This window comes from Pseudonocardia halophobica (assembly GCF_050948485.1).
GTDB classification, from domain to species: domain Bacteria; phylum Actinomycetota; class Actinomycetes; order Mycobacteriales; family Pseudonocardiaceae; genus Pseudonocardia; species Pseudonocardia halophobica.
Map to the genome: position 1 here is coordinate 7,515,291 of NZ_CP192046.1, position 19,498 is coordinate 7,534,788.

A 19,498-nucleotide genomic window follows, 5' to 3' on the forward strand; every position below is an offset into this window, starting at 1 on the left:
GCGGGCGGGCTGGTGATCGTGGGTCCCGAAGAGGGCGGTGCTCGCGGGTGCGGTACGGATCAAGGTACAAGCCAGCCTGACCGAGGCTGACCGACGATGGCGGGCGTCGGCAGGTCCGCCCACAGGCAGAGTGCCGGTCGGCGGCGATCGCCAGGGCTGACGTTCTCCCAGCGGCGCTACATCAAGGACTGATCTACTTCGCAGATGGTCTCATCATGTTCGCCACAGAACTCAACAGCGTCGCGGCATCAGAAATCAAGGCCGGGGAGTTGTCCTTCTCGGCTTCTTTTACATCTGAAGCTCCAAAGACGCGGCGCCCTAGCTCCACCCGCTGACGATTCTGCTCTTGATCAGACATTGGAGCAATGAACGCGTCAAGTGTCCGTAGTTGAATTTCTAACTGCCTTGACCAGTCGGCTGCACGTCGATGCCGCGATGCTTCGCGTCCGAGGTATGCAGCTAGCGCTGCAAGCGGGAGTGTAATCGCTACCTTTGCTAGCTCCGTAATGTCGGCGCGGTTTGTCAACTCCGCTCTAAATACTACAACGCCAGCAAAAATTGATATTACAATAAGTAGTGCGGAAGCTCCTATGCGAAGGCGATCAGCGCTTGCCTTCTGCTCGGTCGCATGGTCGGCGAAGTGAGAGGCGAGTGATCCCGCCGCCGTTGCGCCGGCCGCTTTTCTCGCAGAAGTGCTTGCGTTCACAGCTGCATCGCGAGCGGCCTCAGTCTCGCTGACTAACTGCCGGGTGCGCAGTCGTTCAGACGCGATGTCAGCAATTATTTGGGCCTCAGAGAGTCGACTCTCCGGAAGAGAAGGGAGTACCTCGGAGCGAAATATCTCAATCATGCCGCTGAGTGCACTGCTCAGCAGATCTGTCGCCGACCTTATCGCTGCTATGGCACCTTCACTCGGGGTGCCGGAACCCATCATCTTTAGAGCTACCGAGATTGCACTTGTCGGATCAACTAGATCGCTCGCAGCTTGGTAGAATGCCAGCCGGCTGGGCGACGGTTTCGTTCCGGCCCGGGGGAGCCCTAATTCATGAATGGATCGAAGGGTATTGCCAGCGAGAGTGACTAGGTCTTCGGCCTCCGAAACTATTCGCCCGGCACTCCCCAGCCTCCTCGTGAAGGTCGGAGAAAGCCTGAGTGTTGAGAAATACTCGACCGCATTCTCAAAATTCCGTCGATTCGGCGGCTTGGAATTAACGGCAGGCGGCTCGCCCCCGCTTTCGTCAAGCTCGCTTGAATTTGCCCATTTCGGTATGGAGGATTTGGCTGGCGGGTCGCCCTCGGGTGTGCCCAGAGCGTCAGGCAGGTCGATAGTCAAACGAATTCCTGAGTATGATTGACCCGGCTGGGGCGTCGGAGTCGTGCGGGTGGTACGTGACCGGAACCATGGTATTGCTCCAGGCACTCGACGGTCAGGCGAATAGACGAGACGCCTGATGAGCCCTCGCCGGGCGGGCAGATCAACAGGATGGGCGGTCGTGCCATCCCGACGACCTCCCGGAGGGCTACCACGCGGCCGCACGTGGGCGGAGCTGGCTTAGCTCGGCCGGTGGTTGCGTCGAGGGCCGCCGACGGGCACCCGCGTGGTCGGGCTGTCGACGGGATGGCACTCAGCGGGCAGGGGAGTGCTGCGCGAGGCATCAAGAAAGCATCACGAGCCCTGCCGCGACCCACTACGGGTGAGCGCCAGTCGGCACGTCGACCAGCGAGAACAGTCCTCACTGGTTCCTGTCGGCAGACGGGAACCGTGTTCACACCGAAGCGCTCGCCCGGTCGCAGTAACGCGAAGATCAACCGCCACGAGCTTCCGGTGACAGTGAGTGAGAGCCGGAGGACTCCGCGTTGACACGACGGATCGGTGGCAAGGGTGGCGGTAGCGACAAGGGCAGTGGTGGAGGTACCTCGGTCGCCATCGCCCTCGGCATAGCCCTCCTGGCCAGCGCCGGCGGCGCGACCGCGATCGGGAGCGCCACATCCTCCGGTGGTGTATCAGTCTCAGCCGGGGGCAGTTCCGGCGCGCGGAGTGGGTCTCGGGTCAGCAGCAGAAACTCGACCGCGGCGGAGGCGCGCATCGTCCGACAAGGTGTGCACCTCAGCGCCAAGGTCACTGACGACTCGGCGGATTGTGTGGCCAACTCCTACGGCCAGGTCCGGGACTTCTTCCGCCGGACTCCCTGCACGGCGCTTCATCGCGCCTACTTCGAGCTGCGCGACCAGAAGGGCGACGCCGCCATCGTTGCGGTGTCCTGGGTCGAGATGCCCGACGAGTCCAGCGCCCGTGCGCTCAAGCAGCTGATGGACAGCAGCGGAACGGGCAACGTGACCGAGCTGTCCCGGGAGCGCGGCAAGTACCGCACGGTTCGCTACACAGGCGACGCCTACGCCTCAAGGCGTGACGGTCCTGTCGTCATCAACGCCCAGGCCGAACCCGTCGCGCGAGGGTGGGCGGGGCTCGCACTGACCAGCATCGCCACCAACGTCGCACAGTGAATGGCCCTCCGCATCTGACCGGTGCGTGCTGGCCAGCATGACGACCAAGGCGACAACACGACATGACGACGTGCGCGCAGTTGCTCATGTCGACTTGACGTCTTCCCTGCTCATCTCCACGTCGAGTTGTCGCCTTGTCGCCTGGGCGTGTCCAGCGTCCAGGTCCATCCGGTCGCGGTTCTGTGAGTGGACACCTGCGCGCGCTTGCGGGCGCGCTGCAGCAACCGCTCGTTGAACCCATCTGCCTTGGCCGCCCGGAGGATCTCGCCGGCGCCGGCCGAACCGGCCCGCTTCTCGTCGGCTAGGTAGCCGAGCAGCCACGTCACCGCCTCCGCGATGAGCGTGCGGTCCTCCCCCTCCGGGCCTGCCGCGAGGAGCTCCTCCGCCCGCTGTGTCGTCTCACCGTGCCACTCCACGCGCGCAACCTGGGTGACGCCGTCCGGGGTTTCCACGGCCGCGGGCACGAGGCTGACCGCAAGCGACGGGGCGTCGCCCGGCGCTAAGTTTGCCTTCGTCGACGAGATGACGAGTTGGTGGGTGTCCTCGTCCCGGGCCACCGCCAACACCGACCGCGCCACCTGCGACCAGGCGATCGAGCCAAGAATCAACTTGCCCGTGTCGGCCGACTCCCGTTTCCCGAAGTGCACGATCCCCACCACCGCAGCCTTGGTGTCGGCCGCCAGCTTGGAGATCGGCTCCAGGCCCCGCCGCATCTGGCGGTCGCGGTCGCCGTCCAGCGCGCTGTCGATGACCGACGTCGCCGCATCGAGCACCACCAGCGCCGCCCCGAGCTCCTCGATCTCATCCGCCAACAACTGGGTGTCGTGCGGCAGGACCAGCGGTGACTCGTCGTCGGTCGGGCTGATCGCGTCAAGGAAGACGACCCGGTCGAGGTCGGCACCGGCCGCGACAAGCCGCGGGACGATCGTGCTGTCCCGGGCGTCTTCCGAGTTGACGTAGATGACGTGCCGCGGCTCCCCCAGGAACTCGCCGGCCAGCTCGCCACGAGTCACCTGGGCGGCTAGGTCGACCGCGACCGTCGACTTCCCCAGCCCCTCGCGCCCGGCCAGCAGCGTCAACCCACCCAACACGATTCGGTTCGACCACAGCCATCGCAAGCGCCGCATCGTGACCGCTGAGGCAGGGGTACGCCGAAGGCGGCGATGCCGACGGGATCGCCCACCACCGGCGACTCCGTCGAGAACCTCCCGCGCCCGCTCCACCAGGTCGTCGTCCGAATCCCCGGGTAGGGCGTACGCCAGCTGCGACATACGGGCCGCCGCCTCGATCAGACGGCGACGAACCGCTTTGTCCGCGACGATCTCGGCGTAGTAGGCCACGTTGGCTGGCGTAGGCACGCCGCTCATGCAATCGATGAGGTACGGAGCCCCTCCGAGCCTGTGCAGCCGTTCTCCGAGGCGGTTTGCGAGGGCGATGGCGTCGACGGGCCGCCCCTCTGCACGCATCGCGAGCATCTCCTCGAAGAGCTCGGCATGCGCCGGCTTGTAGAAGTCATGAGTGTCGACAGCGGCCACGGCCTGCTCGAGGACATCTGGATGGTGAAGCACCGAGCCGATGACGGCCCGTTCTGCGCGAAGATCGGCAGGGGGCAGTCGCTCCGGAGCTGCGTCGCTCGATGCTGCTTCAGCCGCCACCTTCAGCTCCCGTGGTCGCGCTCGTTTGCCGGGCGGGGGCCGATCGTCGATGGAGATTGGCGCTGATCACGCCGCACCTGGAGGAAGGCTCTCACGCCGCTGCTCCTCGACCCAGGCCAAGAGCTCGTCCTCGAAGTAGACGACCCGCCGGCCGATCTTGAAAGACGGCGGGCCTTCATTGCGCTTCCGCCACCACCTGAGCGTGTCCGGGCTTCGGCTCAGCAGCGTCGCGGCTTCCGGGATCCCGAGAATGCGTCGGTTCATGGCCAACCTCTCTTGGGTTCAGCAACCAACCGCAACGAGACTTACTTAGGTGTAGTGTGTTGTCAACCCGACTCGCTCTGTACCGTCAGCGCGTGACGGGTTACAACCCCGACCTGATCTGGAACGCCGACAGTCAGTTCGGACGACGCCTCAGAGCTCTGCGGGAGGAGCGCGGCATGTCCCAGCAGCACGTCGTCAATCTCCTACATGCCCGTGGCGTCACCAACTGGCACCAGACGACAGTCGGCAAGGTCGAGAGCGGAAGCCGTCCGGTGCGACTTGGTGAAGCACTCGCATGCGCCGACTTGTTCGGCCTGACCATCGACGAGATGCTCGAAGATCCCGACAGCCCTGAGGCACGGGACAGGCGTTCCCGCGACTTGCGGGCGCGGCGTCATGAGCTCGACGTCGTCGCCCAGATGCTGAGGGAGCGGGCCGAAGAGCTCGAGCACATGCGCAGGCTGGTGGAAGTCAGTCCCGAGCCCTCGATCGATCAGGTGGAGTCCGACGAGGACGTGCCCGCCTTCGGGACGCCGGCCATCGACCCGAACGACCGATGGTTCGGGCGCCAGGGGGGTGACTTCGATGACGCGCCTACTGGTCCTGTTCTTGACGCTCCTGCTCGGGAGCATCGCGAGGAGACCTGACGGCACCTGGCGCGCCCGCTACCGCGGCCCGGACAAGCGCGAGCGCTCGAAACACTTCACCCGGAAGAGCGACGCGGAGCGCTGGCTCGCCGGTGTCGAGGTGTCGAAGTCCCGCGGCGAGTGGATCGACCCCAACCACTCCCGCGTGACCGTCGGCGAGTGGGCCCGACTCTGGTTGGCTGCTCAGTCTCAGTTGAAGCCGACCACCATCACGCGTTACGGCGGCATCATCGACAAGCACATCGCTGCAGCCTGGGGACCGGTCGCCATCGCGGACGTCACGCCCGCCGACGTGGCGGCATGGCTGCAACGCCTCGTCTCCTCAGGGCTGGCAGCCGGCTCGGTGCGGTACATCCACCGCATCCTGTCCCTCGCCTTGGCCTACGCGGTTCTCGACGGACGTCTCACTCGCAACCCGGCCGCCGGGGTGCCCCTGCCCCGGGCGAAGGCCAAGCCGAAGCGGTTCCTCTCCCACGGCGAGCTCGCCCGACTTGCCGACGAGTGCGGCGACTACAGCCCTTTGATCAACTCCCTGGGCTACACAGGCCTGCGCTGGGGAGAGGCGGTCGCACTCCAGGTCGAGGACCTCGACCTCCTCCGCCGACGGATCCGAGTCACGCGCGCCATGGCTGAGGTCCGCGGCAAGGCTGTCATCGGTACCCCGAAAGATCACGAGCGCCGCGACGTGCCGATTCCCGCGTTCCTCGTAGACGACCTGGCCGAGCTGGTAGCCGGGCGTTCTCTGGGAGAGCTCGTCTTTCCATCACCGAAAGGCAGCATTCTCCGGAACGGAAATTTCCGGCGCAATGTCTTCGACGCCGCCGCGGAAAGAGCCGGTCTCGAAGGAATCACCCCGCACGGGCTGCGGCACACGGCAGCTTCACTGGCGATCCAGGCCGGCGCAACCGTCGTGGTGGTCTCGCGGATGCTCGGACACAGCTCGGCGAAGGTCACGCTCGACGTCTACGCCCACCTGTTCGCGGACGACCTCGACACGGTCGCGGACCGCCTCCACGAGGCCCGCGCTCGGGCAAGTGCGGACCAAATGCGGACTAGCCGCCCAATGATCTTCGCCGGAGATCGCTTCGCCGGAGGTCAACATGCCGTCTGACCTGCGGTCTTACGTGGAGCCGCCTTGGGGAGTCGAACCCCAGACCTACGCATTACGAGTGCGTCGCTCTAACCGACTGAGCTAAGGCGGCGTGGTGCGACGTCAGTCTACCTACCGCCCCCGGACCGGCGACCCGGCCCCCACCCCGTCACTCGGTCGGGTCGTCTTCGCAGCTCAGGCATGTCCCGCGTCGTCGCTCCCACGATTGCTCGGATCATGACGACGGTCGGCACGGACATGCGAATCGGGGACGTGCTGGTGGCTCAACCTGCAGGCCTCGCCGTTCGCGGAGATCGAGGTCGACGGCGTGCGCAAGGCCGTGCGCGCCGAGGCGCTCCCCGACGCCCAGCGCGACGAGGCATGGGGGCGGTTCCGCGAGGTCGGGGCCTACTACGACGGCTACCAGGCCGCCGTCCGCAGGCAGATCGCCGTGGTCAGGCTGCGGCCCGTGCGTTAAGCGCTGCCGGCCGGGACGTCGACGAACGCGGCCGTGTCGTAGTACGTGCGCAGACTGGTGATCTTGTCGCCGTCGAAGGTCACGAAGGTCGAGCCCTCGTAGCGGAAATCGTGGCCGTTCGGCCGGGTGCCGGTGCTCTGCCACTCCAGCGCGGCCTCGTCGTCGCTCTCGACGACGTTGGTGAACTGGGTCCGGACCTCGCCGAACTGGGCGCGGTACTGCTCCCAGAACGTGCGCGCCTCGCCGCGGCGCGGACCCTCGCCGTCGAGCCGGAAGAGCTCGGCGTCGTCGGCGAAGAGGGCAGTGAGGTCGTCGACGTCGTTGTCCTGCTCGGACTTGCGCAGGGCGGCGACGAACTGCCGGGTCAGGTCGTGGCGGATGTGGTTGTCCTCCATGCCCCCCAGCTACCCGCGCGGCCCCGCCCCAATCAGCGGGCTCGTCGTCTCCGGGATCAGGTCGAGCTCGTCGAGCGGGCGGCCGGGCGGGAGGACGATGGTGGGCTCGTCGACGCCGGCCTCGAAGCACTGCGCGAGCAGGACCCGGGGAGCCGCGGGCTCGCCCCACAGCACCAGCTCGTCGAGCAGCGCACCGGCGGAGTCGGGGACGACGGTCGTGCCGGGCGACGGGTTCGCGGCCAGGACGTCGTCGACGAGACCGCCGAGGCCGAGCCGGCGCAGCGTGGACGCGTACAGCGGGCCCATCGAGGTCAGGTAGCAGCCGACCCACCAGGCGGCGACCCCGCGAGCGAGACCCGCGAGGACCCCAGCTCCTCGGCGCGGGTCGCCACGTGCCGCAGCACCTCGCGGCGGGTCTCCGGCGGCGTCGTGCCGACGGCGAGCGGTCGGTCCACGGCTCCTCCTCCGGTCCGGAGGGGCAGAGCAGCCGGGGAGGGCGGGTGATACGCCCGGTTCAGCCCTGCTGGAGCGCGGTCATCATCGCCTCGACGGCGATCCGTGGCTTCACGTTGAGCTCGAGGGCCTCGCGGCAGGCGAGCACGGCCTCCAGCCGGCGCAGCGTGGACTCGGGGCTCCACTCGCGGGCGGCCTGGCAGATGTCCGCCTCGCGGTCCGGATTGCCGAGCGCAACGGCGGCCGCCGTGCCGGCGACCAGCACGTCCCGGTAGAAGCCGGCCAGGTCGACGAGCGCGCGGTCCAGTGCGTCCCGCTGGGTGCGGGTGTTGCGGGACTTCTGCCGGCGCTCCAGCTCGCGCTCCGCGGCCTTGGCGCCGCGGGCGGCCGCGGCCACGCCCTTGCCGGTGCCGCCGGCGCCCATCGCGACGGCGAGCTCCTCGCGCTCGGCCGCGTCCCGGGCGCCGCTCATGTCCGCCGCCTCGGCCTCGGCGGAGCGGACGAGCGCGTCGGCGAAGGCGAACGCGTCCCCCAGGTGCCGCAGCCGCAGCGGGACGCCGAGGATCCGCTCGCGCCGTTCCCGCGCCTCCGCGTCCCGGGCGAGCCGCCGGGCCCGGCCGACGTGCCCGCCGGAGACCGACGCGGCCCACCGCGCCTGCTCGGGCTCGATCCCGTCCCGCTCCACGAGCACCTCGGCGATCGCCTCCGGCACCGGCGTCCGCAGCGCGACGACGCGGCACCGGGAGCGGATCGTGATCGGCACGTCCTCGGGGTGGTCCGACGGCGCGCAGAGCAGGAACACGGTCCGGGGCGCGGGCTCCTCCACGGCCTTGAGCAGCGCGTTCGCCGCGCCCTCGGTGAGCCGGTCCGCGTCCGTGATGATCAGGATCTGCCAGGAGCCGGTGGAGGGGCGGCGGGCGGCGAGCTGCACGAGGTTGCGCATCTCCGCGACCGAGATCGACAGCCCCTCGGGGACGACCTCCCGGACGTCCGCATGGGTCGCCGCCAGCACGGTGTGGCAGGCCTGGCACTCGCCGCAGCCGCCAGTGGGGCACTGCAGCGCGGCGGCGAAGGCACGCGCGGCGTTGGAGCGGCCGGACCCGGGCGGGCCGGTGAACAGCCAGGCGTGGGTCATCGCCGACGGCGTGGACGCGGCGGTGCTCAACTCCTCGACCGCGGCGGGCTGCCCGACGACGTCCCGCCAGACCCGCGAGCTCACGGCTCGACCGCGGGCCGGGGGATGTCCTCGGGCTGCTCGGGGGCCTCCGGCAGCGACGGGCCGACGCCGGTCAGGATCCGCTCGGCGACCTCGTCCGGCGCTCCGTCGGCGTCGACCACGACGTACCGCTGGGGCTCGGCCGCGACCAGTCCGGCCAGCAGCCGTTGCACGCGGACGTGCTCCTCGCCGGCGACCCCGCCGGACCCGGCGCTCGCGCCCTCGCGGTCGAGCAGCACGGTGATGTCCGGCCGGAGACCGCCGGTGGACCAGGTGGCGAGGCGCTCCAGCTCGCCGCGCTCGAGCTCGGCGTCCATCCGGTCGGCCGCGACACCGAACTGCGCGATGGGGCTGACCATGAACCGGTCCATGACGACGACCGCGCCCTCGTCGAGCGCCGGGCGGATCACCCGTTCGACCAGGTCGGCCCGGATCGCGGCCGCGGCGAGGGCCTTCGCCCGCGCCCCGGACAGGTGGGCCTCGCGGGTGGCGGCGGCCCAGCGCAGCTCGTCCCGCTCCCCGTCGTCCGGCTCCACGACGACGTGGCCCCGCTCGCGCAGGGCCCGCGCCAGCCGTTCGGCCTGGTCGGCGGCCTCCTCGGGGGTGGCGCCCTCGACCGCGACCAACGTGCCGGAGCCGCGGCGGACCTCGCCCTGCCGCAGCGCCGAGACGAGATCACCCAGCAGCGGCTCGAGCCGGCGCTCGTCCATCTGCCGGTAGGCCAGGGTGCCGACGACCGCGGCGACCAGACCGCCGCCGGCCAGCACGAACCGTGTGCCGTCGACCGTGAAGTGCGTGCCGAAGAGGTCGACCGACTGCGTGCTGACCAGCCCGACCAGGACCGGGACCAGCGACATCGAGCCGAGCAGCACCAGGCGGACCAGGGACTGGACGAACGCGACGATCCGGCCGCGGATGTCGTCCGACACCTGGGAGCCGATGATCGTGAGCCCGGTGAGGAAGGCGATGCCCGCGAAGCCGCCGACGAGCGCGACGGCGAGGATCGCCATGAACAGGTGCCCGGACACCGCGACGACGATCAGCGCGACGCCCGCGCCGACGATCGCCGTGCCGAACAGCCGGTTGTGCGGGAGCCGGTGCGCGAGCCGCGGCGCCACCGCCATGCCGAGCGCGAGGCCGACGAACACCGCGGTGAACAGGACCGAGTACGCCGCGTCGCCACCGCCCAGGCTGGCAGCGTAGAGCTTGGCCGACGCGATGACCGCACCGCCGGCGGCGAAGGCGCCGATGATGCCGAGCACCAGGCCGCGGATCAGCGGCGTGGTGGCGACGTAGGCGAAGCCCTCGCGGAGGAGGGCCATCAGGCCCGGCTGCTCCTCGCCCTCCCGCGGCCCGGAGCGGCCGGAGATCTCCTTGATCCCGAACCACACGACGGTGGCGGAGAGCAGGAACGCACAGCCGTCGAGCACCAGGGCGATGTAGACCGTGGTCAGCCCGTCCTGGCCCGGGAGCAGGTGCCCGATGCTGGAGATCACGGTGAACAGGCCGGACGCGATCAGCACCGAGATGCCGTAGGTGAGGACGAGGCCGAGCTGGTTCGCCGTCTCCACCTGGTCCTTGCGGCGGAGCAGGTTCGGGACCGACGCGTCCTTCGCCGGGATCCAGAACATCGCACACAGCTCGATCAGGAAGGTGGCCGCGAACAGCCACCACAGCGAGCCGACGATCGGGATCGAGACGAACAGACAGAACCGCAGCACGTCGCACGTGACCATCACGCGGCGCCGGTCGAAGCGGTCCGCCAGGGCGCCGGCGATCGGGCCGAGCAGCAGCGCGGGCAACAGCTTCGTGGCGACCACACCGCCGAGCGCGAAGCTCTGCGCCGCGTAGCCGCTGGTCAGCTGGGTGGCCAGGGACGTCAGCGCCAGCAGGCTCAACCACTCGCCGGTGGCGGTGAAGGCCGTGACGGTCCAGAGCCTGCGGAACGCGGGGATGGCCAGGACGCTGCGCACGCGGTGCGCCGTGGGCGCCGGGTTGGCCGTACCCGTCAGACCGCCGGGAACGCTCTCCGAGCCGATCGCGGGTCACCTCCCTCGCGTGCGACGCCGACCGATCCCTGCTCGACCGGGCATGGTCGACGGCGGGCCGCGCGCGAGCCGGGCCGGCCCCTGTCGTCGCCCTCAGGGTAGACGGGCGCACCGACAGGACGGCGCGGGCTCCGCGCGGCCGGTCTCAGGAGTTCATCAGCGCGACGATCAACTGGACCAGGATGAGCAGGTAGATACCCACGAAGACGAGGGCGAAAGCGCGGGATCCGACGCGCCCGCGCAGCCGCCGCGACAGCCCGACGATCTGCGGATCGGGGCGGACGGGCGGGCGGTGCTCGATCCCGTCGATCACGGCGCCGCGGCGGCGGTCCCGGGGTGGGGCGGGCGGGGCCGTCGGGGAGCGGGCGAACGCGCGGAACAGGAGCGGGTCGACCAGCGGCACCGGCTCGGGGTCCGGGGTGGCCCGGCCCAGGTCGAGGGCGTGGGCTTCGGCCGGGACGGGAGGTGGGCCGGGGACGGGGAGGCGGAGCGGGGGTGGTTGCTGCTCGGCGCGCTCGGAGGGTTCGGGCTGTTCACGGGGCTCGGGATGCTCCGCGGACCCGGGATGCTCGACGGGCTCGGACTCGTCGACGGGCGCTTCGGGCTCGGGCCCGTCAGCCGGCGTCAGGGGCTCGGAGTGCTCGACGGCTGTGGCCGGCTCCGACCGCTCGCCGGCCTCGGGCTCATCGACGACCGTGTCGGCGGAGGCCGTGCGGGTGGGGCGGCGACGGCCCGTCTGCCAGGGCGTATCCGGCGCCTCGCGCTGGTCGGGTGCGGCCGGCCCGCGGAGGAAAGGGAGCAGGCCGACCCACCGGACGAGCACGTCGGCGCGGTGGACGTCGGCCATGGGCGCCGATCGTAGAGCCGATCGCGCGATCACACCCGCTGCCGCGACGGCGCGTCACCACGCTTTGTGGAACCACGGTGCGGATCTCGAAGGCCTGAAACGCACGATGGTTCCACAACGCGCAATCCAGTCCGTCCAGCGCGCGTAGTGGAATCCCTCCTGCGGGCGGCTCGCTATCCGCCGTCGCCGCGATCGTCCCCGCCGTCGTCGGGCCGGTCGCCCTCCTGCGGCGGCTGGCCCTCCTGGCTCGGCGGTCCGGGCTGACCCGGAGCCTGGCTCTCGGGTGCGGGCGGCGGGGCCGGCACGGTCCCGCTGCTGACCTGCAGCGTGATCTGCTCTCCCGGCAGTGCGGTGCCGCGCGGGCTCTGCCCGACGACCGTGCCGCGGGTGGCGAGGTTGTCGACGGTCCGCGTCGTGACCGTCCAGCCCGCCCGCTCGAGGATCGCGCGCGCGTCGTTCTGGCCGCGGCCCACGACGTCGGGCAGCCGGCTCTCCGCGCCGCCGGTCAGGTACCGGTCGTCCGTGGGCGGCAGCGGGATCACCGGCGTGCCGTCGACCATCGGCTTGACCGCGCCGAACCAGGTCTCCGCCGGCGTCTTGCCGCCGAAGATGTTGCCGCTGCGGCAGGCGAAGGGGGAGCCGGCGCCGTCGCACAGCGGCCGGGGCGCGTTCGAGTTGTCGAAGGTGATCACCGCGCCGGACAGGTTGGGCAGGACCCCGACGAACGCCGCGGACTTGTGCTGCTGCGTGGTGCCGGTCTTGCCGCCCATCGGCCGGTTCCAGCCGACCTGGCGGGCGGCGGCGGCCGAGGTGCCGTTGAGGTCGTCGTGGCTCAGGCCGGTGAACAGGGTGTTGGCCAGGCCCGGCTCGATGACCTGCTCGCACGGCGCCTCGGTGATCGCCACCGGGTTGCCGGCGGCGTCGGTGACCGAGTCGATCGGGCTGGGCGGGCACCACGTGCCGGAGCTGGCGATGGTGGCCCCGACGTTGGCGAGCTCGAGCACGCTCGTCGGCGTGACGCCCAGGGTGAACGACGCCTGCCGCTGCGCCTTGGTCACCTCGGCGATCGAGCGGTCCGTGCGGCGGCCGGTGGCCGGGTCGACGAAGGGGGTCGTGGCCAGGGACTTCATGCCCATCCGGACCGCCATGTCGACGACGTCCGGGACCCCGGTGAACTCCTCGAGCTTGATGAACGCAGTGTTCGGCGAGGTGGCCAGGGCGTCCTGCAGGGACATCCGCTCCGGGTAGTTGCCCGCGTTGGCGACGGGGATGGGCCGGCCGCCGCCGTCGAGGTAGATCGGCGACGCGTAGCCGCTCGGCGGGACCGACATCTGGTAGTTGATGCCGAGGCCCTTCTCCAGTGCGGTGGCCGCGGTGAAGATCTTGTAGACCGAGCCGGCGCCCAGGTTGACCGGCTCGTAGGGCAGGCCGTAGCTGGTCTGCAGCGCGTCGGCGTCGAGCCCGAAGGTCCGGCTGGAGGCCATCGCGAGGACCTTGTGCTTGTCCTGCCCGGGCTCGACCAGGGACATCACGTTGGCGACGTTGGGCTGGGACGGCGGGACCTCGGCGTCGAGCGAGGCCTTGACCTTGGCGAGCTTGTCCCGGTCCAGCGTGGTCTTGATCGTGTAGCCGCCGCGACCGATCTGCTCCGCGGAGAAGCCGGCCTCGGTGAGGTACTGGGTGACGTACTTGCAGAAGAACCCGGCGTCGCCGGCGCCGATGCAGCCGTTGGGCCGCGTGTTGAGCGGGCTGACGATCCCGAGCCCCTCGGCCGCGGCCGAGCGGGCCTGCGACTCGTCGATCATCCCCTGGTCACGCATCTGGGCGATGACGACGTTGCGTCGGTCGAGCGCCGCCTGCGGGTTCTGCACCGGGTCGGTCGCCGCGGTGCTGCGCACCATTCCTGCGAGCAGCGCGGACTGGGCGACGGTGAGGTTCTTCGCACTGGTGTTGAAGTACGTGCGGGCGGCGCTCTCGATGCCGTAGGCCCCGTTGCCCCAGAACACGATGTTCAGGTAGCGGGTGAGGATCTCCTCCTTGCTCAGCTGGCGCTCCAGCTGCAGGGCGATCCGCGCCTCCTTGAGCTTGCGCGCCGGCGTCTGCTCGGTGGCCTTGAGCCGCTCCGCCTCGGTCTGCGCCTCGACGTAGAGCGTGTAGTTCTTGACGTACTGCTGGGTCAGCGTGGATGCGCCCTGCACGACGTCGCCCGACGCCGAGTTCGCGATCACCGCGCGGATGGTGCCCTGCCAGTCGACGCCCTGGTGCTCGTAGAAGCGGCGGTCCTCGATCGCGACCATCGCGGCCTTCATCGCGGGCGAGATCTCGTCCGCGCTGACCTGCGTGCGGTTCTGGTCGAAGATGTAGGCGATCGGCTGGCCGGCGTTGTCGGTCAGCGTGGTGGCCAGCGGCAGGCCGCCCTCGACCAGGCTGCTCGACGTGGAGTTGACGCTGTCCCCCGCGTCGTTGCTGACCAGTCCGACACCCGCGACGAACGGGAACGCCATCCCCGCCGTGACGACGCCGGCGAGCACGCAGAGGCCCAGCAGCAGGCCGATCGGCCGGGCCAGGTGACGGGGAGGAGCCACGGTCGGGAAGCGTAACCGGCCCGGCGTCACCCTTCTGTCAGGTTGAGTAGTTCTGCGTGGTGTCGGGCGGAACCGGACGCTCGCAGAATCCGTCCCAGTTGCCGAACGCGGGCCGAGCGGGCCCGCCCGGGGCGGAGGAGACGATGGTGGACGCACGTGCCGCGAGCAGGTGGAACTGGCGGATCGCCGCCCGTTGCCGCACCGCCGACGCCGAGGAGCTGTTCGTGCGGGGCGCCGAGCAGCGGCGGGCGCGGCAGTTCTGCGCGACCTGCCCGGTCCGGACGGAGTGCCTCGCCCACGCGCTCGACGAGCGGGTGGAGTTCGGGGTGTGGGGCGGGACCACCGAGCGGGAGCGGCGTGCCCTGCTGCGCTCGCGGCCCGGGGTGCGGTCGTGGGCGGAGCTGCTGCGGGCGGCGCGGGCGGAGCACTACGCCGCGGGCGGGCCCGCGGGGTCGATCGGGTCGGCCGAGTCGGCGGCGTCGGCTGTGTCCGCTGTGTCGGCCGCGGAGGAGTCGGCGATGGCCATGGCGGACCTGCTGCCGTCACCCGACCGGAGGACGGCCTGCTGACCGCGCGAAGTACCGTGGTCGGGCCCGCACCACCCAGCCCGGAGGACGACCGTGATCTCGACCGGTGGGGTGGACTTCGTCGCGGGCCTGTACCGCCGCTACGCCGCCGACCTCGTCGAGGTCGTCGCACAACAGCGGGCGCTGGCGGCCGACGGCCGGGTCCGTCCGGGACTCGACGACCTCGAGGCCGAGATCACCTACCTGCTCCTGCGGCAGCTGCGTCCGGAGCACGTGGTGGAGATCGGCACCTCCCGCGGTTGGACCACGTCCTGGCTGCTCAGCGCCCTGCGGGACAACGGCTGCGGGCGCCTGGTCTCCTTCCGGCGGACCCGCCGCCCGTCGGCCGTGCCGCCGGAGCTGGCCGAGGACCGGTGGACCGTCCACACGGGCGACGTCCGGGCCCGGCTGGAGGCGCTGCCGGAGACGACCGACTTCCTCCTGCTCGACGCGACGCACACCGCCCGGTTCGGGCGCTGGTACGTACGGACGGTGTTCCCGCGGCTGGCGTCGGGCACGCCCGTCGGGGTGCACGAGGTGTACCGGGGCCGGTCGGCGTGGGTGCGGCACGAGGGCGGCGTGGTGCTCGACTGGCTCGCCGAGCGGGACGTCCCGCACTTCACGGTGGCCCCGCGCCGGGTGCCGCAGACCTTCGCCGCACTCCTCGACCTGCGCCGCGAGCTGGGCGTCGAGGGGGCGCGCGGCACGAGCGTCAACCCGATGATCTGGTTCGAGATGCCGTAGGCCGATCGGTGGGTGGCGAGTGGGGGCAGGTGTGGCCGTCCCGCAACCGGTCATTCCCTCCGCAGACGGAAGGGGTGTGCCATGGCCGATCCGCAGGAGGACGACCGTCCGGTCGTCGACGGCACCCGTGCGACGCCGGAGGAGCTGCGCGCGGAGGTCGAGCGCCTGACCGACGAGCGCCGGCAGGAGGCCGACGAGCTGCGTGAGGACATCGGCGCGACCGTGCACGAGCTGGCGGAACGCCTCGACGTCCCCTCCCGCGCCAAGGCCCGCCTGCGTTCGGTTCCGCCGGTCGCCTGGGCAGGCGCCGCAGGTGCCGCGGCCCTGGTCACGGGGCTGGTGATGCTGCTCAAGGCCCGCCGCAACGCCCCCACGCGCCGCCGCCGCTGAAAGCCCGCTCGTGAGTGGCGATGGTCGCCCGCGACCATCGCCACTCACGGGTCACCGGAGCTGGTGCACCGTGCCGGCGGAGGTGGGCGGGAGCTCGTCCTCGGCGGCCAACCGTTCGCCGACCTCGCGCAGGCCGTCGAGGTCGCCGATGTCGCCGGCGACCGCGGGCACCCGCACGACCGGGACGGTCGGGTGGGCGCCGGAGAAGCGGGCGAGCAGGCGCTCCTCGCGCTCGGCGAGGTCCACCCGGTCCGCGTGCAGCCGCAGCACCGCGCCGGCCAGGCGGGACGAGCCGGCGTTCTCCGCGGCCGTGCGCGCACGGGCGGCCGACAACGGCGCGAGCACCGGGTGCGTCCGGTTGAGGACGAGCCCGGCCAGCGGCATCTCCTCGCCCGCCAGACGGTCGACGAAGTACGCGGCCTCGCGCAGGGCGTCGGGCTCCGGGGCGGCGACGACCACGAACGACGTGCCGGGCGAGCGCAGCAGCTCGTAGGTCTTCGTCGCACGCTCGCGGAACCCGCCGAACATGGTGTCGAAGGCCTGGACGAACGCCGAGGCGTCGGCCAGCAGCTGGCCGCCCAGGATCGTCGAGACGGCCTTCGCGAACAGCCCGAACCCGGCCCCGACGATCTTCCGCAGGCCCCGGCCGCCGGCCCGCGCCGGCGAGCTGAGCAGCCGGATCATGCGGCCGTCGAGGAAGGTCGACATGCGCTGCGGGGCGTCGAGGAAGTCCAGCGCCGATCGCGACGGCGGGGTGTCGACCACGATCAGGTCCCACTCGCCGCGGGCGCAGAGCTGCCCCAGCTTCTCCATCGCCATGTACTCCTGCGTGCCGGAGAACGAATTGGAGATCGTCTGGTAGAAGGGGTTCGCGATGATCTTCTCGGCCCGGTCCGGGGTCGAGTGCGCGTACACCATCTCGTCGAAGGTGCGGTGCATGTCCAGCATCATCGCCTGCAGCGAGCCGCCCTTCGCGGGGCCGTCGAGGCCCGGGACGGTGCCCGGATCGTTGCTCAGCTCGTCCAGCCCGAGGGCCTGGGCCAGCCGTTTGGCCGGGTCGATCGTGAGCACCACGACGGTGCGGCCACGCTCGGCCGCGCGCAGGGCGAGGGCGGCGGCCGTGGTGGTCTTGCCGACGCCGCCGGAGCCGCAGCAGACGAGGATCCGGGTGTCCGGGTCGTCGATCAGGGCGTCGGCGTCGAGCACGGGCGGGGCGGCCGGGCTCATCGGCGCACCCCCTGCTCGCACAGGTGTTCGGCCAGCTCGTAGAGCGCGCCGAGATCGACCCCGCCCAGCAGTTGCGGCAGCTCCAGGCGCGCGATGTCCCCGCTCTCCCGGGTCAGCCGGTCCCCGGCGGCCGCCTCGGCGGCGACCCGGACGGCGTGCTCGACGGTCTCGGCCACCAGCCCGTCGATCACCTCGGGCGGCAGGTCGAGGCCGGCGGTGGCGAGCCCGGTGTGGATGCGCCCGGCGTCGACCCGGCCGTGCGCGGCCGAGGCCACCGACCGGTCCGGCAGCCACTGCTCCCGCACCCGGTTGACGACGATCGAGCCGACCCGCAGATCGGCGGCCTGCAGCTCGCGCACGGCGTCGAGCGTCTCGGTCACCGGCAGGTCCTCCAGCAGCGTGACCAGGTGCACCATCGTGCGGTCCGAGTGCAGCAGCTCGACCACGCCCTCGGCCTGGCTGTGGATGGGGCCGGTGCGGGCGAGCTCGGCCATCGCACGGGTGACGTCGAGGAACGTCACCAGGCGACCGGTGGGCGGGGCGTCGAGCACGACGGCGTCGTAGACCGGCTTCCCGTTCTCCCGGCGCGAGACCGTCTCCTTGACCTTGCCGGTGAGCAGCACGTCCCGCAGACCGGGCGCGAGCGTGGTGGCGAACTCGATCGCCCCCATCTTGCGCAGCGTCCGGCCGGCCACGCCCAGCTTGTAGAACATCTCGAAGTACTCGAGCAGCGCGGCCTCGGCGTCGACGGCGAGCGCTCGGACCTCGCCGCCGCCCGGCGCGACGGCGATGCGGCGCTCCTCGTAGGGCAGCGGGGCGGTGTCGAAGACCTGGGCGATGCCCTGCCGGCCCTCGACCTCCACGAGCAGGGTCCGGCGGCCGCGCGAGGCGAGCGCCAGGGCGAGCGCCGCCGCGACCGTCGTCTTCCCCGTCCCGCCCTTGCCCGAGACCACGTGCAGTCGGGCCGCCCACGGATCGGCGGCCCCGGCGGATGACGTCACGCCACCAGCGTACGGAGCGGTGCGGCGAGCGGCCCGTTCGACCGGACCGGTCTCCGTGCCCGCTTCCCGCCGATCCGTCCGGGGACGCCCGCTCGTCGCAGGCCGGGCCGTCCGACCCGCTACCGGGTGACGGCGCCGGGCTACAGTCCCGGCCCATGACCTCCCCGGCCGTCACCAGGTGGGAATACCTGAACGCCCCACTGCTGATCCACAACACCAAGGCGATCCTCGACAACTTCGGCCGGGACGGCTGGGAGCTGGTCTCAGTCGTCCCCGGTGCCACGCCGGAGAACCTCATCGCGTTCTTCAAGCGCCCGGTGCAGCAGTCGTGACGTCGCCCACGCAGCGGCTGGCCGAGCTCGGCCTCGAGCTGCCCACCGTGGCGGCTCCCGCGGGCTCGTACATCCCGGCCAAGGCGTCGGGCTCGCTCGTCTTCACCGCCGGTCAGGTGCCGTTCGTCGACGGCAAGCTGCCGAAGACGGGCAAGGTCGGCGCCGAGGTCACCGCCGAGGAGGCGAAGGACCTCGCCCGGATCTGCGCGCTCAACGCGCTCGCCGCGGTCGACGCGCTCGTCGGGCTGGACAACGTCAAGGGCGTGGTCAAGGTCGTCGGGTTCGTGGCGTCCGCCCCCGGGTTCGGCGGGCAGCCGGGCGTGATCAACGGCGCGTCGGACCTGCTCGCCGAGGTCTTCGGCGACTCGGGTGCGCACGCCCGCTCCGCCGTCGGCGTCGCCGAGCTGCCGATCGACGCCCCGGTGGAGGTCGAGCTGATCGTCGAGGTCGCGTAGTGGAGGCGGCAGCGGCCCACGAGCTGCTCGTCCGGCTGGCCGGGCGGCTGCCCGACGACGTCCTCTGGCGGCTGCGGGACTGGCTGGCCGCCGGTGCCGCGGCGCCGGTCGGTGCGCTGCTGCCACGCGCCCTGTTGCGCAACCGCGTCGGGATCACCGACGCCGAACGCACCCTGCTCGCCGCCACGGCGGGCGAGAACCGCCTGGTCGACGCCGTCCTCCCGCTGCACACGCCGGACGCTCCCCATCCGGCGTTCGCGGCGGGCCCGGAGCTGCCCGATCTCGCCGTGCTGGGCGCGCTGGTCGTCGTCGCCGGGCACCCCGGCACGCAGGAGCTGCGGCACGCGCGGCGCGGCCGGCACGGCGAACAACGGGTGCTCCTCGTCCTGGGCGCCGAGCGCGCCTGGGAGCTGACCGGCACCCTGCAGCGGCTGCTGCGCGTCCACGGCGACCGGACGCCGTGCGTCGAGGTGCTCCCCGACGGGCTGGAGCCGCCCGCCTACCACCAGGCCGCCATCGTCGGGTCCCGCCCCGTGTGGGTGCGGCCCGGCGCCGAGACCGAGTCCGCGACGCCGGCGACCTCCGGCGCGAGCTGACCGA

Annotated in this window: 20 protein-coding genes, 1 tRNA gene and 2 pseudogenes; 10 read left to right on the forward strand and 13 right to left on the reverse strand. The window is 71.3% G+C overall.

Going from position 1 to position 19,498, the window contains the following annotated elements; genetic code table 11:
* Positions 1-193: 193 nt before the first annotated feature.
* Positions 194-1,333 (reverse strand): hypothetical protein, encoded by a 1,140-nt coding sequence (locus ACQP04_RS35915; RefSeq protein WP_433504876.1) that lies wholly within the window; start codon positions 1,331-1,333, stop codon positions 194-196.
* 767 nt (positions 1,334-2,100) lie between these two features.
* Here ACQP04_RS35915 and ACQP04_RS35920 point away from each other — a divergent pair.
* The gene (locus ACQP04_RS35920) at positions 2,101-2,505 is read left to right on the forward strand and encodes a hypothetical protein (RefSeq protein ID WP_433504877.1); all 405 of its coding nucleotides are present in this window, start codon (positions 2,101-2,103) and stop codon (positions 2,503-2,505) included.
* A 110-nt stretch (positions 2,506-2,615) separates the two neighbouring features.
* Here ACQP04_RS35920 and ACQP04_RS35925 read toward each other — a convergent pair whose 3' ends face one another.
* Together ACQP04_RS35925 and ACQP04_RS35930 are read right to left on the reverse strand one after the other, a co-directional pair.
* Entirely contained in the window at positions 2,616-4,160 is a 1,545-nt protein-coding gene (locus tag ACQP04_RS35925; protein WP_433504878.1) for an AAA family ATPase, read from the reverse strand.
* A 66-nt stretch (positions 4,161-4,226) separates the two neighbouring features.
* Entirely contained in the window at positions 4,227-4,424 is a 198-nt protein-coding gene (locus ACQP04_RS35930; RefSeq protein ID WP_433504879.1) for a helix-turn-helix transcriptional regulator, read from the reverse strand.
* A gap of 92 nt (positions 4,425-4,516) precedes the next feature.
* Here ACQP04_RS35930 and ACQP04_RS35935 point away from each other — a divergent pair, with 92 nt between their 5' ends.
* Entirely contained in the window at positions 4,517-5,071 is a 555-nt protein-coding gene (locus tag ACQP04_RS35935) for a helix-turn-helix transcriptional regulator (protein WP_433504880.1), read from the forward strand.
* Positions 5,010-6,182 (forward strand): tyrosine-type recombinase/integrase, encoded by a 1,173-nt coding sequence (locus ACQP04_RS35940; protein WP_433504881.1) that lies wholly within the window; start codon positions 5,010-5,012, stop codon positions 6,180-6,182. Before ACQP04_RS35935 ends, ACQP04_RS35940 begins: the two co-directional genes overlap by 62 nt.
* Positions 6,183-6,196: 14 nt before the next feature.
* On the opposite strand, the gene ACQP04_RS35945 is transcribed toward ACQP04_RS35940, so the two are convergent.
* Positions 6,197-6,273 (reverse strand) — tRNA-Thr (locus ACQP04_RS35945).
* Positions 6,274-6,447: 174 nt separating this feature from the next.
* On the opposite strand from ACQP04_RS35945, the pseudogene ACQP04_RS35950 reads away from it, so the two are divergent.
* Positions 6,448-6,639 (forward strand): annotated as a pseudogene (locus ACQP04_RS35950) (nitroreductase/quinone reductase family protein); the annotation flags it as partial.
* Here the strand turns inward: ACQP04_RS35950 and ACQP04_RS35955 are convergent.
* The 7 genes from ACQP04_RS35955 to ACQP04_RS35985 all read right to left on the reverse strand — a co-directional run bounded on the left by ACQP04_RS35955 (position 6,636) and on the right by ACQP04_RS35985 (position 14,183).
* Positions 6,636-7,034, reverse strand: coding sequence for a nuclear transport factor 2 family protein (locus ACQP04_RS35955; RefSeq protein WP_433504882.1), 399 nt, complete (start codon positions 7,032-7,034; stop codon positions 6,636-6,638). The pseudogene ACQP04_RS35950 and the gene ACQP04_RS35955 sit on opposite strands and share 4 nt — an antisense overlap.
* 9 nt (positions 7,035-7,043) lie before the next feature.
* Positions 7,044-7,340, reverse strand: coding sequence for a hypothetical protein (locus tag ACQP04_RS35960; protein WP_433504883.1), 297 nt, complete (start codon positions 7,338-7,340; stop codon positions 7,044-7,046).
* Between the two features lie 5 nt (positions 7,341-7,345).
* Entirely contained in the window at positions 7,346-7,489 is a 144-nt protein-coding gene (locus ACQP04_RS35965) for a hypothetical protein (protein WP_433504884.1), read from the reverse strand.
* A 59-nt stretch (positions 7,490-7,548) separates the two neighbouring features.
* The gene (locus ACQP04_RS35970) at positions 7,549-8,706 is read right to left on the reverse strand and encodes a DNA polymerase III subunit delta' (protein WP_433504885.1); all 1,158 of its coding nucleotides are present in this window, start codon (positions 8,704-8,706) and stop codon (positions 7,549-7,551) included.
* The gene (locus tag ACQP04_RS35975) at positions 8,703-10,676 is read right to left on the reverse strand and encodes an MFS transporter (protein ID WP_433504886.1); all 1,974 of its coding nucleotides are present in this window, start codon (positions 10,674-10,676) and stop codon (positions 8,703-8,705) included. The genes ACQP04_RS35970 and ACQP04_RS35975 overlap by 4 nt, the downstream gene beginning before the upstream one ends.
* A gap of 220 nt (positions 10,677-10,896) precedes the next feature.
* Positions 10,897-11,598: a hypothetical protein gene (locus tag ACQP04_RS35980; protein WP_433504887.1), complete on the reverse strand. Its 702-nt coding sequence runs from the start codon at positions 11,596-11,598 to the stop codon at positions 10,897-10,899.
* 173 nt (positions 11,599-11,771) lie between these two features.
* A complete protein-coding gene (locus tag ACQP04_RS35985) occupies positions 11,772-14,183 on the reverse strand; it encodes a transglycosylase domain-containing protein (protein ID WP_433504888.1) in 2,412 nt (803 codons plus the stop codon).
* Positions 14,184-14,326: 143 nt separating this feature from the next.
* Here ACQP04_RS35985 and ACQP04_RS35990 point away from each other — a divergent pair.
* The 3 genes and pseudogenes from ACQP04_RS35990 to ACQP04_RS36000 form a co-directional block, all read left to right on the forward strand.
* A pseudogene (locus ACQP04_RS35990) lies at positions 14,327-14,614 on the forward strand (WhiB family transcriptional regulator); the annotation flags it as partial.
* Positions 14,615-14,803: 189 nt separating this feature from the next.
* On the forward strand, positions 14,804-15,493 hold the full coding sequence (locus ACQP04_RS35995; RefSeq protein WP_433504889.1) for a class I SAM-dependent methyltransferase: 690 nt from the start codon (positions 14,804-14,806) through the stop codon (positions 15,491-15,493).
* An 81-nt stretch (positions 15,494-15,574) separates the two neighbouring features.
* Positions 15,575-15,883: a hypothetical protein gene (locus tag ACQP04_RS36000; protein ID WP_433504890.1), complete on the forward strand. Its 309-nt coding sequence runs from the start codon at positions 15,575-15,577 to the stop codon at positions 15,881-15,883.
* Between the two features lie 51 nt (positions 15,884-15,934).
* Here the strand turns inward: ACQP04_RS36000 and ACQP04_RS36005 are convergent, their stop codons facing one another.
* Entirely contained in the window at positions 15,935-17,110 is a 1,176-nt protein-coding gene (locus ACQP04_RS36005; protein ID WP_433504891.1) for an ArsA family ATPase, read from the reverse strand.
* Positions 17,107-18,111, reverse strand: a complete 1,005-nt coding sequence (locus tag ACQP04_RS36010) for an ArsA-related P-loop ATPase (protein ID WP_433504892.1) — start codon at positions 18,109-18,111, stop codon at positions 17,107-17,109. Before ACQP04_RS36010 ends, ACQP04_RS36005 begins: the two co-directional genes overlap by 4 nt.
* A 155-nt stretch (positions 18,112-18,266) precedes the next feature.
* Here ACQP04_RS36010 and ACQP04_RS36015 point away from each other — a divergent pair, with 155 nt between their 5' ends.
* From ACQP04_RS36015 to ACQP04_RS36025, 3 genes are read left to right on the forward strand one after another with little or no spacing between them, the layout of a single operon-like run.
* The gene (locus ACQP04_RS36015) at positions 18,267-18,443 is read left to right on the forward strand and encodes a DUF4177 domain-containing protein (protein WP_197040498.1); all 177 of its coding nucleotides are present in this window, start codon (positions 18,267-18,269) and stop codon (positions 18,441-18,443) included.
* Positions 18,440-18,898, forward strand: coding sequence for a RidA family protein (locus tag ACQP04_RS36020; protein ID WP_433504893.1), 459 nt, complete (start codon positions 18,440-18,442; stop codon positions 18,896-18,898). Before ACQP04_RS36015 ends, ACQP04_RS36020 begins: the two co-directional genes overlap by 4 nt.
* Positions 18,898-19,494, forward strand: coding sequence for a hypothetical protein (locus tag ACQP04_RS36025; protein ID WP_433504894.1), 597 nt, complete (start codon positions 18,898-18,900; stop codon positions 19,492-19,494). Before ACQP04_RS36020 ends, ACQP04_RS36025 begins: the two co-directional genes overlap by 1 nt.
* The last annotated feature ends 4 nt before the right edge of the window (positions 19,495-19,498 follow it).

Excerpts from the sequence above, each read along its gene's own strand:
- ACQP04_RS35930 (WP_433504879.1), bottom strand. The coding sequence starts at position 4,424 with ATGAACCGACGCATTCTCGGGATCCCGGAAGCCGCGACGCTGCTGAGC.
- ACQP04_RS35940 (WP_433504881.1), top strand. The coding sequence starts at position 5,010 with ATGACGCGCCTACTGGTCCTGTTCTTGACGCTCCTGCTCGGGAGCATC.
- ACQP04_RS35955 (WP_433504882.1), bottom strand. The coding sequence starts at position 7,034 with ATGGAGGACAACCACATCCGCCACGACCTGACCCGGCAGTTCGTCGCC.
- ACQP04_RS35960 (WP_433504883.1), bottom strand. The coding sequence starts at position 7,340 with ATGGGCCCGCTGTACGCGTCCACGCTGCGCCGGCTCGGCCTCGGCGGT.
- ACQP04_RS35980 (WP_433504887.1), bottom strand. The coding sequence starts at position 11,598 with ATGGCCGACGTCCACCGCGCCGACGTGCTCGTCCGGTGGGTCGGCCTG.
- ACQP04_RS36000 (WP_433504890.1), top strand. The coding sequence starts at position 15,575 with ATGGCCGATCCGCAGGAGGACGACCGTCCGGTCGTCGACGGCACCCGT.
- ACQP04_RS36005 (WP_433504891.1), bottom strand. The coding sequence starts at position 17,110 with ATGAGCCCGGCCGCCCCGCCCGTGCTCGACGCCGACGCCCTGATCGAC.
- ACQP04_RS36015 (WP_197040498.1), top strand. The coding sequence starts at position 18,267 with ATGACCTCCCCGGCCGTCACCAGGTGGGAATACCTGAACGCCCCACTG.